Origin of the sequence: Streptomyces sp. NBC_00377, assembly GCF_036075115.1 — a bacterium.
Lineage (GTDB): Bacteria > Actinomycetota > Actinomycetes > Streptomycetales > Streptomycetaceae > Streptomyces.
This window is the reverse complement of the sequence record NZ_CP107958.1, coordinates 4140714-4155612: the sequence shown is the minus strand read 5'-3', so window position 1 is coordinate 4155612 and position 14899 is coordinate 4140714. Positions and strand designations below refer to the sequence as shown.

Genomic DNA, 14899 nt, shown 5'->3' with positions numbered 1-14899 from the left:
GCTACCCGAGGCCCGGAGTCGGCAGCCCCGACGGCCACTGGCCGCCCTGCGCCTTGGTGAACGCCTCCTTGCCCACCGCGCCGGACCAGGTGACCTCGAGGGACTTCTTGTCGACGGAGCCGACCATGCCGGTCGTCCGGTCTCCCTTCCCGCTGGTGCACTTGAGGTGGATCATCTGCATGCCCGCCTCCTCACCGGCGGTCCCGCTGCACACGGCCCCGCCGGTCACGAAGAGGGCGGCCTGCTTCCCGGTGATGATCAGGGCGACGGCCTTGCCGTCCGTCGTGGCGAGCCAACTGCCCTCCAGCTCACCGGAGGCGGTGGAGGCGGAGTCCGTCGCGCCGCTCGCACCCGCGGTGTCCGCGGTCGCCGTCGGTGTCGCGGAGGAGCCGTCGTCGGACCCGCCGTCGTCGCTGCACGCGGTCAGCATGAGCACACCCGCCAACGCGGCGGCCACGGCGGTGGCCGTGGCCCGCACCGGCCGACGGAACGCGCCCCGCGAGAAGTTCGCCGAAGTCACTGCAAGCTCCCAAGCTGTAGCCGGCCGGCCGCTCGACTGGACGGAACGTGAGGGCCGTGAGCACCGTAAGGACCGCAGCAAGCTACCAGCAAGCCCCGGCAGAACCCTGGGGACGGCCTGTGACCACCGGGCAAGGCCCGCGCTCTATGGGGACGGCCTGTGCCCGCCGGGAAAGGCCTGTCGGTCTACCGGTGAAGATCTCCGCACCCCGGGGAGACGGCCCGCGTGGGCCCGTTCGCGCAGACTCACGCGGGACAGCCCGAACGTGCGGAAGCACCCGCGCGGGCGCCCGTCCACCTGGTCCCGGTTGCGCACGCGCGCGTGGCGCTCGCGTCCCGCGGCTGGGAGTACACCGCCCGCCGCGCGGACTCCCGTTCGCTCTCCGTCGACGTCGGCCGCCGGACGATCTCCTTCAGTTCGGACCGGCGCGCCGCGTGTCGCGTGCCGTGTGTCGCGCGACGATCTCCCGCCGTCTGCCGTCTGCCGTCTGCCGTCTGCCGTCTGCCGTCTGCCGTCTGCCGTTCTTGGCGACCTTGATCTTCTTCGCCATCAGATCCGCACCCCCCCCCGCGCACGGATGTGCGCCAGGCGGCTTCGACGCCGAGCGTGTCGACGGTCCACCTCCCCTTCGTGCTCAGCCGTAGCCGTACGTGCCGGATCTCGGTCGGCAGCCAGTAGCGCCTGGACTGGATGGTGGGGTCGAAGCGGCGCGAGGTGCGCCGGTGCGAGGGGGAGATGCGGTTGCCGAAGCCGGGCTGGGTGCCGGTCACGGCGGTCAGCACGCAGTGCGCGGCCATGAGTGGCGTACCTCTCCTCGGGTGATGTCGTCCCGAGCGATCGAGAACGCCCGGGGAAGGGCCCTCCTCCCACCCGCTGGGGGCCATCAGGACGGGGTCCGCCGGCCCGGGCGCGCAGATGCCTGCCTGGTCGGCCGCATCTGTCCTGTACACGCCCTCCCCGTCCACTCGTGCCCCGCCCAGGAGCCACGCCCGCCGTACCACCACCCCCGCAAGCTCCGTAGGCAATCTCCTTCAACTGCACGAGCAGATTCACCTTCGCCGTCTACTACCTCTGGCCATCGGAACCCGCCACGGACCCGACAACGAGCCGACCCGTCCGTCGTACGCCGAGCCGCCCCCGCCCGCCCCCATGACCGGCCTCACCGTCCTGCGCGGGGGCGGCGGCTTGTCGCGGCCGGTCGCCGTCGCCGCGCAGGAGGCGGGTCCGTGCCGACGTCCGGGCCCGGCTCGCCCCGTGGTCGGACGGACGGTGTCGGTGGTTTCCGACTGCGGGCGGGACACAGGGAGAGAGCCCGTCACCCGGCCGCACGCTTCCCCTCACCACCGGCGCGCACCGCGTGGCGCCGCATGCGGAAGCACTCCTGCCGACCGAGCGGACGACGGGAATCCGCCGGAACCACCCCTTTCGAGACGGCCCCGCCCTCGTACGCGACCTGCGCGTGGCCGATCCGACAGGGAAGTCGACGGAACACGAAGGCCGTGCCGCGCGTCTGTTCCTACAGCACGAGTCGTTCGATCCGGACCACTTTTCCCGAGCACCTGACGACGGCCGGCCGGCCGGAGGCATGAGGCAAGGCTGCGGGTAAAGCGGGCGTCAAAGCTGTAACCAGGCAGGCACCCCGCGTGCACGTGCATCTGCTCATGCGTCTGCACGTGAACGGGGGCTATGATCCGGGACAGTTGACCACGGCACCAATGGCCACACGAGCCAGTGCACCACCAGGGAGCGACCTGTGGACCACCACGTTGACGGGGGGCACGACGTGCACAACGGCATGACGGCCACACAGCTGAACGGGGTTGCCTGGCAGAAGAGCCGGCACAGCAACTCGCAAGGTTCCTGCGTGGAGTTCGCGCGGCTGCCGGGCGGTGACGTGGCGGTGCGCAACTCGCGCTTCCCGGACGGTCCGGCCCTCGTCTACACCCGTGCGGAGATCGAGGCGATGCTGCTCGGCATCAAGGACGGCGAGTTCGACCACCTGATCGCGAGCTGACGCCGGCGTCCCTGAGGACACCCGCTCCGGCCCAGCTCGTCCCGGCGTGCCCGCACCGCCGCGGATATCGGAACCGGCGCGGGGGAAAACAGTGCGCGACGCGCGTAGAACCGCGGCGTCAGAGCGCGCCGCGGTTCGTCATTCGCCAGGCGTGCGCAGCCGGAAAAGGGCCCAGACGACCTTGCCGCCCAGGCTGCCGGAGAGCGGATGCCAGCCCCAGCTGTCGGCGAAGGAGTCGACGAGGAACAGGCCGCGGCCCGACTCCGCCGAGAAGTCGTCGCTCTCGCGCGGCAGCGGACTCTCGCGACTGGGGTCGCGCACCGCGCACACGAGCCGCTCGGTCCAGCGCATCAGATGCAGTCGCACAGGCGGATGCTGCTGGTCGGGAACGTGCGGGACGTCGTCGGAGGAGAGTCCGTGTCTGAGCGCGTTCGTCACCAGTTCCGACACGACCAGACAGACGTCGTCGAAACGGTCGCCTACGTCCCACTGCCCGAGGGTCCTCTTGGTGAACTGCCGCGCTTCCCGCACTGCTTCGAAGCGGGCCGGCAGAGCGCAGGAGGCGGCGTTGGACACGGCCGCGGGATCAAGCGGCGGAAGGCCCTGCCGTAACGGCTCGAGCATGGTCGATCCATTCGTCCCCATGCGAGGCACTCCCGGGATTCGCGGTCGTTGCGATGCAGCGGTGGCGCGAGACCATGGTTTCCGATGCGCACTGCGGATGCAAGGGCAGATGCACGTGCACGTGACCGAAATGGACCCGCCCGTACCGCTTCTTGGCCATTTTTTCCGCCAACTTCCCGCCCATCAATGGCACTTCTCTTGCATTCCCCTCACTGTCCCCGCGCGTCGCGCTGTACGTATCCTTTGACTTCTTTCCATCTCTGTAATCGGACGAGTACTGCTCGAAGTGTTTTAGTGGCAGACTGCGGCCCCTAAGACGGCTGGGGAGGCTGGCGAACGTGAGCGCGGGAGAGCCCGGATCGGTGGTGCGGCGGATGCTGCTCGGCTCGCAACTACGGCGACTGCGTGAGGCACGCGGCATCACCCGCGAGGCGGCCGGGTACTCGATCAGGGCGTCGGAGTCGAAGATCAGCCGGATGGAGCTGGGCCGGGTGAGCTTCAAGACCCGGGACGTGGAGGACCTGCTGACCCTGTACGGCATCACGGACGACACGGAGCGCCAGTCGCTCGTCGGCCTCGCCCGCGAGGCCAACGTGGCGGGCTGGTGGCACAGCTACTCGGACGTCCTGCCCAACTGGTTCCCCACCTACGTCGGCCTGGAAGGCGCGGCCGCGCTGATCCGGGCGTACGAGGTCCAGTTCGTGCACGGCTTGCTCCAGACCGAGGCGTACGCCCACGCGGTCGTCAGCCGGGGCATGAGGGGTGCGAGCGCGGCCGACATCGACCGGCGGGTCGCGCTGCGTCTGGAGCGGCAGAAGTACCTCGTCGCGGAGAACGCCCCCGACTTCCACATCGTCCTCGACGAGGCGGCGCTGCGCCGGCCGTACGGCGACCGCGAGGTGATGCGCGGGCAGCTCCAGCATCTGATCGAGATCTCCGAGCGCCCCAACGTGCGGCTCCAGGTGATGCCGTTCAGCTTCGGCGGGCACTCCGGTGAGTCCGGCGCCTTCACCATCCTGAGCTTCCCGGAGTCCGATCTCCAGGACGTCGTCTACCTGGAACAGCTCACCAGCGCCCTCTACCTCGACAAGCGTGAGGACGTCACCCAGTACGAGCAGGCGCTGAAGGAGCTCCAGCAGGACAGCCCCGGACCGGACGAGAGCCGGGACCTCCTGCGCGGACTGATCCAGCTCTCCTAGCCCCGCCGCGCGGCGGCCGGCGACCGGCTCCCGGGTCGGTAGGGATTCCCCTACGACCGCCCGGGATCCCACCCCAACTCCCCTGAAACACCCGTACGATGACGTGTGATCAGATCGTGATGCCGATCGATCACAGCCGATCGCAGCAGGGGATTGAGGGATCGCATGTCGTCCTACTTCACGGACCTGGCCCAGCAGTACATCGACGGTAAGTGGCGTCCTGGGACGGGTTCCTGGGACATCATCGACTTCAACCCGTACGACGGCGAGAAGCTGGCCTCGATCACCATAGCCACCGTCGAAGAGGTCGACGACGCCTACCGCGCCGCAGCCCGCGCCCAGAAGCAGTGGGCCGCGACCAATGCCTACGCCCGCCGTTCGGTCTTCGAGAACGTGCTGCGGCTGGTCGAGGAGCGCGAGGCGGAGATCAGCGAGATCCTCGTCGCCGAGGCCGGCGGCACCTTCGGCAAGGCCGCATTCGAGCTGCACCTCGCCAAGGAGTTCCTGCGCGAGTCGATCCACCTGGCGCTGCGCCCCGAGGGCCGCATCCTGCCCTCGCCGGTCGACGGCAAGGAGAACCGCGTCTACCGGGAGCCGGTCGGCGTCGTGGGCGTGATCAGCCCCTTCAACGTGCCCTTCCTGCTGTCGCTGAAGTCCGTTGCCCCCGCCCTGGCCCTCGGCAACGGGGTGGTGCTCAAGCCGCACCAGAACACCCCGATCGCCGGCGGCACCGTGATCGCCAAGCTCTTCGAGGACGCCGGTCTGCCCCCGGGCCTGCTGAACGTCGTCGTGACCGACATCGCCGAGATCGGTGACGCCTTCCTGGAGCACCCCGTCCCGCGGGTCATCTCCTTCACCGGCTCCGACAAGGTCGGCCGCCATGTGGCCACCGTCGCCGCCTCGCACTTCAAGCGGTCCATCATCGAACTGGGCGGCAACAGCGCGTTCGTCGTCCTCGACGACGCCGACGTCGACTACGCGGTCGACGCGGCCGTCTTCAGCCGCTTCGTCCACCAGGGTCAGGTCTGCATGGCCGCCAACCGGATCCTGGTCGACCGTTCGCTCGCGGACGAGTTCACCGAGAAGTTCGTCGCGAAGGTGCGGACCCTCAAGGCCGGCGACCCGCGCGACCCGCAGACCGCCATCGGCCCGCTGATCAACTCCTCTCAGGCCGAGGCCGTTTCGAGCATCGTCGAGCAGGCCGTCGCCGAGGGGGCGAACGCCCTCCTGCGCGGCACGACCACCGACAACCTCGTAGAGCCGTCCGTCCTGGCCGACCTGCGCGCCGACTCCGCCCTGCTCCGGCAGGAGGTCTTCGGACCGGTCGTCTTCCTCAACACCTTCGACGGCGAGGAGGAGGCCGTGCGTCTGGTCAACGACACGCCGTACGGCCTGAGCGGCGCGGTCCACACGGCCGACATCGAGCGGGGTGTCGCCTTCGCCAAGCAGATCGTCACCGGCATGTTTCACGTCAACGACGCCACCGTCCACGACGAGCCGATCATCCCCTTCGGCGGTGAGAAGAACTCCGGAGTGGGCCGTCTCAACGGCGAAACGACCCTGGAGGCCTTCACCACCACGAAGTGGATCTCGGTCCAGCACGGCCGCAGCCGCTTCCCCTTCTGAGCCGCCCGACGCCCCGCGGGGTGCCACCCCGGCAGCACGGCGGACATGCGCCCGGGCGCCTGGCGGACGCGTGTCCGCCACGCCATAACCTGGGCGCATGTCAGCGATCCGTCTTCTCGTGCTGGGCGCCGTGCGCCAGCACGGGCGGGCCCACGGCTACCAGGTGCGCGGCGACCTGGAGTACTGGGGCGCCCACGAGTGGTCCAACGCCAAGCCGGGCTCGATCTACCACGCCCTGAAGCAGATGGCCAAGCAGGGGCTGCTGCGTGAGCACGAGACGGCCCCGTCCACCGCGGGTGGCCCGCCGCGCACCGAGTACGAGATCACCGAGGCCGGCGCCGAGGAGTACTTCAGACTGCTGCGGGAGGCCCTGACCTCCTACGACCAGCAGACGGACGTGAAGTCGGCCGCCATCGGGTTCGTGGTGGACCTCCCGCGCGCGGAGGCCGTGTCCCTTCTGCGGGAGCGCATCCGCGGCATCGACGAGTGGCGCTCCGCCGTCACCGGGCACTACGTCCCCGAGGAGGGACCGGAGCAGCTCGGCCACATCGGGGAGATCATGAACCTCTGGATCCACACCGCCGACGCCGAGGCCGCGTGGACGCGGGGTCTCATCGCGCGGATCGAGGGCGGCGCGTACACCTTCGCGGGCGAGGGTGAGCCGTTCGTCGGCGTGCTGGCGGAAGGCGAGGAGAACCCCTACGCGACAGGGGAACGGCATCCGGGGGACTCTCACTAATCAATCGACCGGTTCCGTGCCATGCCGATGGCCGACGGCGCGGTCCTGGTGGGCCGTTCGGCGGCGGACATGTTCCAGTCGGCCGTCGGCCTGGCCGTGCTGATCGTGGTCGGCCTCGCGCTCGGCTGGCGTCCCCAGGGCGGTCCGGGGGCCTTCCTGGGGGCGGTGGGGCTCCTGCTCCTCTTCCGCTTCGCGATGCTGTGGGTGGGCATCCAGCTGGCGCTGGTGGCCGGGAAACCGGAGATGGTGCAGGCCGTGCAGATCCTGGTCTGGCCGGTCGGCTTCCTCTCCAACGCCCTGGCCGCCCCCGCCTCCATGCCCGGCTGGCTGGGGACGGCCGTCGAGTGGAACCCGATGTCCCGCACGGCGACGGCGGTGCGCGACCTGTTCGGCGGGGGCGCGGACCCGGCCCACCTGTGGCCGGCCGTCGCCTGGCCCCTGGCCCTGCTGGCGGTCTTCTTCCCCCTGGCCGTGCGGAAGTTCGCCGGCATGAGCCGGTGACGCCTTCACGGCCGGCCCCCGCCGAAGGCCCGCGCGAGCCGGGGGCACTCTGCGGACAGGCCCTAGTGGTGGAAGCCGGTCGCCGCGCTCTTGTCGCGGATCAGCGGACCCGACTGCCTGCGCAGTTCGGGCAGGAGCCGGCCCAGGTCCTCCACGAAGAGGTCCGCCAGGTCCTCCGAGAAGCCGTTCCTGCACACGACGCGCAGGACGGACAGGTCCTCCCGGTTCGGCGGGAAGGTGTACGCGGGCACCAGCCAGCCGCTCTCGCGCAGCCGCCTGGACACGTCGAAAACGTCGTACGAGTCCACGCCCGGCGCCGTCGTGAAGGCGACCACCGGCAGGTCGTCGCCCCGGGTGAGGAGGCGGAAGTCGCCGAACGCCTCCACCCGGGCGGCGACGCTCCGGGCCACGTCCCGGGTGGTCTGCTGCACCGCCCGGTAGCCCGCGCGCCCCAGCCTCAGCAACGTGTAGTACTGCGCGACGACCTGGGCCCCCGGCCGGGAGAAGTTGAGGGCGAAGGTCGGCATGTCGCCGCCCAGGTAGTTCACCCGGAAGACGAGCTCCTCGGGCAGGGCCTCCGTGTCGCGCCACAGAGCCCAGCCGACACCCGGGTACACCAGCCCGTACTTGTGCCCCGAGGTGTTGATCGACGCCACGCGCGCGAGGCGGAAGTCCCACACCAGGTCCTCGTCGAGGAAGGGGGCGACCATCGCGCCGGACGCGCCGTCGACGTGCACCGGGATGTCGAGGCCGGTCCGCTCCTGGAGGGCGTCGAGAGCCGCGCACAGGTCGGCGATCGGCTCGTAGGAGCCGTCGAAGGTGGAGCCGAGGATGCCGACGACCCCGATGGTGTTCTCGTCGCACAGCTCGGCCGCGGCCCGGGGGTCGAGGTGGAAGCGGTCCCCCTCCATGGGGAGCAGACGGGCCTCCACCTCCCAGAAGTTGCAGAACTTCTCCCAGCAGACCTGGACGTTGACGCCCATGACCAGGTTCGGCCGGGCGCCGGGGTAGCGGTCGGCGTTGCGCCGCGCCCACCGCCGCTTCATCGCCATCCCGGCGAGCATGCACGCCTCGCTCGACCCGGTCGTCGAACACCCCACGGCGGCCGACGGATCCGGCGCGTTCCACAGGTCGGCGAGCATCGCCACACAGCGCCGCTCCAGCTCGGCGGTGCGCGGGTACTCGTCCTTGTCGATCATGTTCTTGTCCCGGCACTCCGCCATCAGGACCCCGGCCTGCGGCTCCATCCACGTGGTGACGAAGGTGGCCAGGTTGAGTCGCGAGTTGCCGTCCAGCATCAGCTCGTCGTGCACCAGCTGGTACGCCGTCGACGGCGGAGTGGGGCCGTCCGGCAGCCGGTGCTTGGGCGGCGCCTCGATCATGCCGCCGACCGGATCGGCCTCTCCGAAGAAGGGGTTCACGGACAGGGGACGCTCGTCGGACTTCCCGGGACCTCTGTGCAGCGCCATGGGTGTGCCTCCTGAAAGGTCCGAACGGGTGTCAGCGGACGGAAGTTCCGTCCGCGCGCAACTGCATCTGCGGCCGCCCCGTCACCAGCAGCCAGGCCGGCAGCGAGGCGATGCAGAGCAGGGCGATGACCGAGGCCGAGGTGACGAGGACGGCGGCGACGAAGAGACTCAGCCAGCCCTGCCGGGTGATCGCCAGAAGGACGCCCAGCACCCCGGCCGCCACGCCCACCGACGGATGGACGCCCGGCACGAGCGCGTGAGCGGTGAGACCGAGGGCGGAGCCCACGAACACGGCCGGGAAGATCCGGCCGCCCCGGAAGCCGCAGGACGCGGCGACGAGCATCGCGGCCAGCTTCACCACCGTCATCGTGGCGAACTGCCCGGCCGACCAGCCGTCCGGGTCGGCCGCGAGCTCCGCGACCTCGTCCAGCCCCTTGAACAGCGTCAGATGGCCGCCCAGGGCCCCCAGCAGGCCCAGGACGACTCCGCCGAGCGGCAGGGCCAGCATCGGGTGCCGCAGCCGCGCGAACGCGCCGTGGACGTACGGGAAGGCGCGCACGGCGCACAGGGCGAGCAGCGCGCCCGCCGACGCGACCACGAGCGCCGCCAGCAGATCCCCCCACCCGGGGGTCCCGAGCACGGGCAGGTCCAGGTCGAAGGCCGGATGTGCCACCAGGGTGATGGTCATCGAACCGGCCGACGCGGCCACCAGCGGCGCGAAGACGTTGTCCCACAGCGGACCCTCGGTGTGCCGTTGCGCCAGCGCCTCGGAGATCAGCAGCGCCGCCGCCACCGGTGTGCCGAAGAGCGCGCCGATCGTCGCCGCCTCCGCGAGGACCACCCACACGGCGCCCGGCGCCCGCGGTGCGACCTTGCGGCCCAGCCAGACGGCGAGGCCCACGTTCACGGCGATGATCGGGTTCTCCGGGCCCAGGCTCGGCCCGCCCGCCAGCATCAGCGCGGTCGCCAGCAGCAGCCCGGGCAGGACGCCCAGCGGCAGCACACGCGCGTCCAGCCCCAGCGTCGCCGGATCGGGACCGGCGTGACCCGGTACCTTCCACACCACGAGTCCCACCAGCACCCCGGTCGTGGTGAGCACGACGAGCATCCACAGCACCGAGTAACGGCCCACGTCCAGTGCGTCCGGCAGGTCCTGCCACAGCACGTCCTCCAACTGCCCGGCCGCCTCCTCCACCGCCAGGAGCAGCAGGCTCGCCAGCACGCCGACGAGGAGGGCGGGCAGGATCGCCGGCAGCAGGGCGCGTGCCGGGGTTCCCGGAGCGGTGGGTGCTTGTTGTCCGGTGTCCTCGGCCACGGGCTCACGATAAGCGGGCAAAACAGACATGACATCCGGACGGGAACGCACGCGGCGCATCGGCCTTGCACCTCACGTCACGTGAGGACGCACGGTGGAGCGCGTACAGAGAAAGGAGCGGACGACTTGAGCTACTCGGTGGGACAGGTCGCCGGATTCGCCGGGGTCACGGTGCGCACGCTGCACCACTACGACGACATCGGCCTGCTCGTCCCCGGCGGGCGCAGCCACGCGGGTCACCGGCGCTACGACGACGCCGACCTCGACCGGCTCCAGCGGATCCTGTTCTACCGCGAGCTCGGCTTCCCGCTCGAGGACGTCGCGGCTCTGCTCGACGATCCGGCGGCGGACCCGCGCGCGCACCTGCGCCGGCAGCACGAACTGCTGACCGCCCGGATCGCGCAGCTGGAGAAGATGGCCGCGGCCGTGGAACACGCCATGGAGGCAAGGGAGATGGGCATCAACCTCACGCCCGAGGAACGGTTCGAGGTCTTCGGCGACAAGGACCCGGAGCAGTACGCCGAGGAGGCGGAACGGCGCTGGGGCGGCACCGAGGCCTACGCGGAGTCGCAGCGCCGCGCCGCCCGCTACACCAAGGACGACTGGAGGCGCGTTCAGGACGAGGTCGCCGACTGGGCGACGCGCTACGGGCGCCTCATGGCCGCAGGCGAGCCGCCGGAAGGCGAAGCGGCCATGGACATGGCCGAGGAACACCGGCAGCACATCAGCAGGTGGTTCTACGACTGCGCGTACGAGACGCACCGCTGTCTGGGGGAGATGTACGTCTCCGACGAGCGCTTCAAGGCCTTCTACGACGCGATGGGCCCGGGCCTCGCCGAGCACCTCAGAGGGGCGATCGAGGCGAACGCGGTCCGGCACGCGGCGTGACAGGACGACAGCTGCGCTCCGTGGGGCCCTGGTCCGGGGCAGGACCCGTCAGAGGTCCGCAGGGCTACTCCCGGGCCAGGACCACCGCGGTTCCGTAGGCGCACACCTCGGTGCCGAGGTCGGCCGCCTCCGTCACGTCGAAGCGGAACATGAGCACGCCGTTGGCCCCACGCACGCGTGCCTGCTCGACGAGCCGTTCCATGGCCTGGTTGCGGGTCTCGACGAGGGTCTTCGTCAGCCCCTTGAGCTCACCGCCGATCATCGACTTGAGGCCCGCGCCGATCTGGCTGCCCAGGTGGCGTGAGCGCACGGTCAGCCCGAAGACCTCGCCGATGACCCGCTCCACGCGGAACCCGGGTACGTCGTTCGTGGTGACGACCAGTACGTCCGGCTCGGGGCCCTGCCCGCCGCCGTAGTCTTCGATGCCCATGGCTCACAGCTTCGCCCCAGTGGGCGCACAGTGCATCCCGGAGACGTCCGTGGAACCTGGGGCGGACACATTGCGTTGATAGCTTTGTGCGGCTGCACCATGGACGCCGTACCTTTCCCCCACCCATCAGGAGCCCGCAACCGTGACGACGATCGCCCTCGGGCCGAGCTGGCTGGACCCCAACTACCTGCTCGACACCTTCGGTCTCTGGGGCCTGTTGCTCATCGTCTTCGCGGAGTCCGGCCTGCTGATCGGGTTCTTCCTGCCCGGTGACTCGCTGCTGTTCACCGCCGGCCTGCTGATCACGTCGAACCAGCTGGACTTCCCGCTGTGGGGCGCGGTCGCGCTGATCTGCCTGGCGGCGATCCTGGGCGACCAGGCGGGCTACATGTTCGGCAACAAGGTCGGGCCGTCGCTGTTCAACCGACCGGACTCCCGCCTCTTCAAGCAGGAGAACGTCACCAAGGCGCACGAGTTCTTCGAGAAGTACGGGCCGAAGTCCCTGGTCCTGGCCCGCTTCGTGCCCATCGTGCGCACCTTCACGCCGATCATCGCCGGCGTCAGCGGCATGCGCTACCGCTCGTTCCTGGTCTTCAACGTCATCGGCGGCGTCCTGTGGGGTGCGGGCGTCACCCTGCTGGGCTCCTGGCTGGGCAACATCGACTTCGTCAAGAAGAACATCGAAGCGATCCTCATCCTGATCGTCCTGATCTCCGTGGTCCCGATCGCCATCGAGTTCCTGCGGGCCCGCTCGAAGTCCCAGAAGAGCGTGTCGCCCGCCCCCGCGCAGCAGCAGCCGCACCAGCAGCAGCCGCACCAGCAGCCCCCGGTCATGGACGACGCGACGACCCAGCTCCGCCGGATCGACCAGCACGACCCGTACGACCAGCAGTACCGGTACGGCGACCAGGGGCAGGCCCAGGGCCACCACCAGGGGCAGGCCCAGGGCCGGCCGCCGCACCACCAGAACCACGGCGGGCAGCAGGACCACCAGGAGGGGTACTACGACGGGCAGCAGTACCAGCAGCAGCCGCAGCAGTACCCGCAGCAGCAGTACCCGCAGGACTGGCAGCAACAGCCTCAGCAGTCCCAGCAGGAGTCCCAGCAGCAGCCTTACGGCGCTCAGCAGAACGGCCAGTACCCCGACCCCTACGACAACAGGGGCTACTGACCGGGGCCGCCGGGAACGAGCCCGGGGGCCCTCGGAAGAGGCCGCTCAGAAGCCCCGTGTCCGCTTGGCGGCCCGCCGCTTCTCCGGGGAACCGATGCGCAGGAACAGCCGGGACACCTCGGACCCCAGGTTCACCCCGATGGCGATGGCCATCGCCAGCGCCGCGGCCTTGGTGATCGACACCAGTCCCGCGTCCACCTTGTTCTGGGCGATGGCCAGCAGCCCGAAGTAGGTCGCCGACCCCGGCAGCAGGGGCCCGATCGCGGCGGTCGTGTAGGGCAGGGCGGAAGCGAACCGGTACCGGGCCAGCAACTGCCCGAACAGCCCGACCACCCCCGCCGCGACGGCCGTGGACGCGACGGGTGAGATCTCGCCGGCGTAGTGCATGGCGCCGTACACCGACCAGGCGACACCGCCGTTGAGAGTCACGGCGAGCACGGTGGACCGTTCCTGCTGCAACAGCACGGCGAACGTCAGGGACAGCAGCATCGACGCGCCGATCTGCCACAACGGCCGCTTGGTGATGCCCAGGGCCGCGTCGGGATTGAGATGCGCGCCGAGCTGCACACCGACGTAGAGCATCACCAGCACCCCCGCCACGATGCCCACGAAGAAGTACATGACCTCCAGCAGGCGCGCGGCCGCGGTGATGTAGAACCCGGTCAGACCGTCCTGTACGCCCGCCACCAGGGCCCGGCCGGGCAACAGGGCGAACAGTCCACCGGTGATGACCGCGGACGCCTTCACGTCGACGTCGGCCAGCGTCAGCGTGATGCCGATCGCGGCCGGCGGCATCGCGGCGACCAGGAACTGGTAGAACTCCGGCAGCCCGCGCCCCGCACAGAGCCACGCCAGCCGGTCCCCGAGCATCGCACCGAGCGCGGCCGCCACGAACACGACCAGGTCACCGCCCACCAGGATCGAGGCCGCGCCCGCGAGCAGCCCGCTCGCCGAGGTCAGCACCCAGGTCGGGTACGGATGCCGGTTGCGTCGCATCTCGGCGAGCCGACGGTAGGCCTCTTCCAGCGAGAGATGGCTCTCCGGGTCGCTCAGGTCGTCCACGAGCCGGAAGACGGCCGCCAGACGCGTGTAGTCGGTACCCCGGCGGCGTACCGTCCGGGACGCCGTCACCGGGTCCTCCACGAGGGACGGCTGGTACGAGATCGACAGCAGCGTGAAGGTGACGTTCGGTTCGCAGCGGTCCAGCCCGTAGGAGCGGCACACCGCGAACATCGCGGCCTCCACGTCCTCGGCGCCCTCCCCGCCCGCGAGCAGCAACTCGCCGATGCGCAGCGTCAGGTCGAGCACGCGCGGAACGGCCGGCCCGTCCTCCTCCGCCTTCGGGCCCGGCTCCGGCGCGGGCCGTTCGGCCACCGGCATCCGCAGCATCGTGCGCATCCGGTCCTGCCAGGGGAGGTCCTTGATGAGACTCACCACCGGCACGCCCTCGGCCGGCGTGAACGCGACCGGGCCCTGCCGGGCGCTGTACGTGCTCGGCAGGCTGAACGCCGACCCCTCGCCCTCGCCGGTGGACGGCGGTCCCACGTCGAGCCCGTCCGGGACGGCGAACTCCGACGTGGTCTCCGGCTCACCGCCGTGTCTGGGGACGGCCAGCCCCGCCGGGATCGCGAACTCGGACGTGATCTCGGGGTCGAAGCCACTCCTCGCCTCGTCCGACTGCGGCTTGCGGTCCTCCGCCTCCGACACTCAGCAACGCTCCCTGAACGACACCTTCCGTGGGCCTCAGTATGCGCACACACGCGCGGAAGGGCCGCACGGGCATGCGTGCGGCCCTTCCGACGGCATCAGGCGCCGCGCCGGCCCTCAGTGGCCGCCCTGGTCCTTGAAGCGCTTGTAGGACCGCTCGATCTCGGCCTCGGCGTCGGTGCGGCCGACCCAGTCGGCGCCCTCGACGGACTTGCCGGGCTCCAGGTCCTTGTAGACCTCGAAGAAGTGCTGGATCTCCAGACGGTCGAACTCCGACACGTGGTGGATGTCCCGCAGGTGCTCCACGCGCGGGTCGGTCGACGGGACGCACAGCAGCTTGTCGTCGCCGCCGGCCTCGTCCGTCATCCGGAACATGCCGATCGCGCGGCAGCGGATGAGGCAGCCCGGGAAGGTCGGCTCGTCCAGGATGACCAGCGCGTCCAGCGGGTCACCGTCCTCGCCGAGAGTGTTCTCGACGAAGCCGTAGTCGGTCGGGTAGGCGGTCGAGGTGAAGAGTCGACGGTCCAGGCGGATCCGACCGGTCTCGTGGTCCACCTCGTACTTGTTCCGCGAACCCTTCGGGATCTCGATCGTGACGTCGAACTCCACCGGTGGCTCCTCCATGATCAGCACATAGTTCTGGTGGTTAAGTGTCCCTCACGCCGCTGTGTGATCGCGAAAGGGGCTGGTGATCGT

At 70.3% G+C, this 14899-nt stretch carries 13 protein-coding genes and 3 pseudogenes; 7 read left to right on the top strand and 9 right to left on the bottom strand.

What is annotated here, in order from left to right:
* Position 1 precedes the first annotated feature (1 nt).
* The 3 genes and pseudogenes from OHS71_RS18685 to rpmB all read right to left on the bottom strand — a co-directional run bounded on the left by OHS71_RS18685 (position 2) and on the right by rpmB (position 1317).
* Positions 2-520 carry a hypothetical protein gene (locus OHS71_RS18685; protein ID WP_328480509.1) on the bottom strand — a complete coding sequence of 173 codons (519 nt, stop codon included), beginning with the start codon at positions 518-520 and terminating at the stop codon, positions 2-4.
* 144 nt (positions 521-664) lie between these two features.
* Positions 665-1070, bottom strand: a pseudogene (rpsN, locus tag OHS71_RS18680) (30S ribosomal protein S14).
* Positions 1070-1317 (bottom strand): annotated as a pseudogene (rpmB, locus tag OHS71_RS18675) (50S ribosomal protein L28). Before rpmB ends, rpsN begins: the two co-directional pseudogenes overlap by 1 nt.
* Positions 1318-2315: 998 nt before the next feature.
* Between rpmB and OHS71_RS18670 the strand changes: the two are divergent.
* Entirely contained in the window at positions 2316-2534 is a 219-nt protein-coding gene (locus OHS71_RS18670) for a DUF397 domain-containing protein (RefSeq protein ID WP_328484559.1), read from the top strand.
* A gap of 138 nt (positions 2535-2672) precedes the next feature.
* Here the strand turns inward: OHS71_RS18670 and OHS71_RS18665 are convergent, their stop codons facing one another.
* Positions 2673-3179, bottom strand: coding sequence for an ATP-binding protein (locus OHS71_RS18665; RefSeq protein WP_328480508.1), 507 nt, complete (start codon positions 3177-3179; stop codon positions 2673-2675).
* Positions 3180-3532: 353 nt separating this feature from the next.
* On the opposite strand from OHS71_RS18665, the gene OHS71_RS18660 reads away from it, so the two are divergent.
* From OHS71_RS18660 to OHS71_RS18645, 4 genes and pseudogenes are all read left to right on the top strand, one after another.
* Positions 3533-4357, top strand: coding sequence for a helix-turn-helix domain-containing protein (locus OHS71_RS18660; RefSeq protein WP_328484558.1), 825 nt, complete (start codon positions 3533-3535; stop codon positions 4355-4357).
* A 165-nt stretch (positions 4358-4522) separates the two neighbouring features.
* Positions 4523-5983: an aldehyde dehydrogenase family protein gene (locus tag OHS71_RS18655; RefSeq protein ID WP_328480507.1), complete on the top strand. Its 1461-nt coding sequence runs from the start codon at positions 4523-4525 to the stop codon at positions 5981-5983.
* Between the two features lie 97 nt (positions 5984-6080).
* Entirely contained in the window at positions 6081-6722 is a 642-nt protein-coding gene (locus tag OHS71_RS18650; protein ID WP_328480506.1) for a PadR family transcriptional regulator, read from the top strand.
* A gap of 3 nt (positions 6723-6725) precedes the next feature.
* Positions 6726-7223, top strand: a pseudogene (locus OHS71_RS18645) (ABC transporter permease); the annotation flags it as partial.
* A 62-nt stretch (positions 7224-7285) separates the two neighbouring features.
* Here the strand turns inward: OHS71_RS18645 and OHS71_RS18640 are convergent.
* Both OHS71_RS18640 and OHS71_RS18635 read right to left on the bottom strand, forming a co-directional pair.
* Complete coding sequence (locus OHS71_RS18640; protein ID WP_328480505.1) at positions 7286-8692, bottom strand: glutamate decarboxylase; 1407 nt, start codon at positions 8690-8692, stop codon at positions 7286-7288.
* Between the two features lie 31 nt (positions 8693-8723).
* A complete protein-coding gene (locus OHS71_RS18635; RefSeq protein WP_328480504.1) occupies positions 8724-10007 on the bottom strand; it encodes an ion channel protein in 1284 nt (427 codons plus the stop codon).
* Positions 10008-10133: 126 nt separating this feature from the next.
* Between OHS71_RS18635 and OHS71_RS18630 the strand changes: the two genes are divergently transcribed.
* The gene (locus tag OHS71_RS18630; RefSeq protein WP_328480503.1) at positions 10134-10895 is read left to right on the top strand and encodes a MerR family transcriptional regulator; all 762 of its coding nucleotides are present in this window, start codon (positions 10134-10136) and stop codon (positions 10893-10895) included.
* Positions 10896-10959: 64 nt separating this feature from the next.
* Here OHS71_RS18630 and OHS71_RS18625 read toward each other — a convergent pair whose 3' ends face one another.
* Entirely contained in the window at positions 10960-11325 is a 366-nt protein-coding gene (locus OHS71_RS18625) for a YbjQ family protein (protein ID WP_328480502.1), read from the bottom strand.
* A 142-nt stretch (positions 11326-11467) separates the two neighbouring features.
* Between OHS71_RS18625 and OHS71_RS18620 the strand changes: the two genes are divergently transcribed.
* Positions 11468-12496, top strand: coding sequence for a DedA family protein (locus tag OHS71_RS18620; protein WP_328480501.1), 1029 nt, complete (start codon positions 11468-11470; stop codon positions 12494-12496).
* Between the two features lie 45 nt (positions 12497-12541).
* Here OHS71_RS18620 and OHS71_RS18615 read toward each other — a convergent pair whose 3' ends face one another.
* The gene (locus OHS71_RS18615; RefSeq protein ID WP_328480500.1) at positions 12542-14203 is read right to left on the bottom strand and encodes a threonine/serine ThrE exporter family protein; all 1662 of its coding nucleotides are present in this window, start codon (positions 14201-14203) and stop codon (positions 12542-12544) included.
* Between the two features lie 117 nt (positions 14204-14320).
* Positions 14321-14812 carry an inorganic diphosphatase gene (locus OHS71_RS18610; protein WP_007452023.1) on the bottom strand — a complete coding sequence of 164 codons (492 nt, stop codon included), beginning with the start codon at positions 14810-14812 and terminating at the stop codon, positions 14321-14323.
* Between the last annotated feature and the right edge of the window lie 87 nt (positions 14813-14899).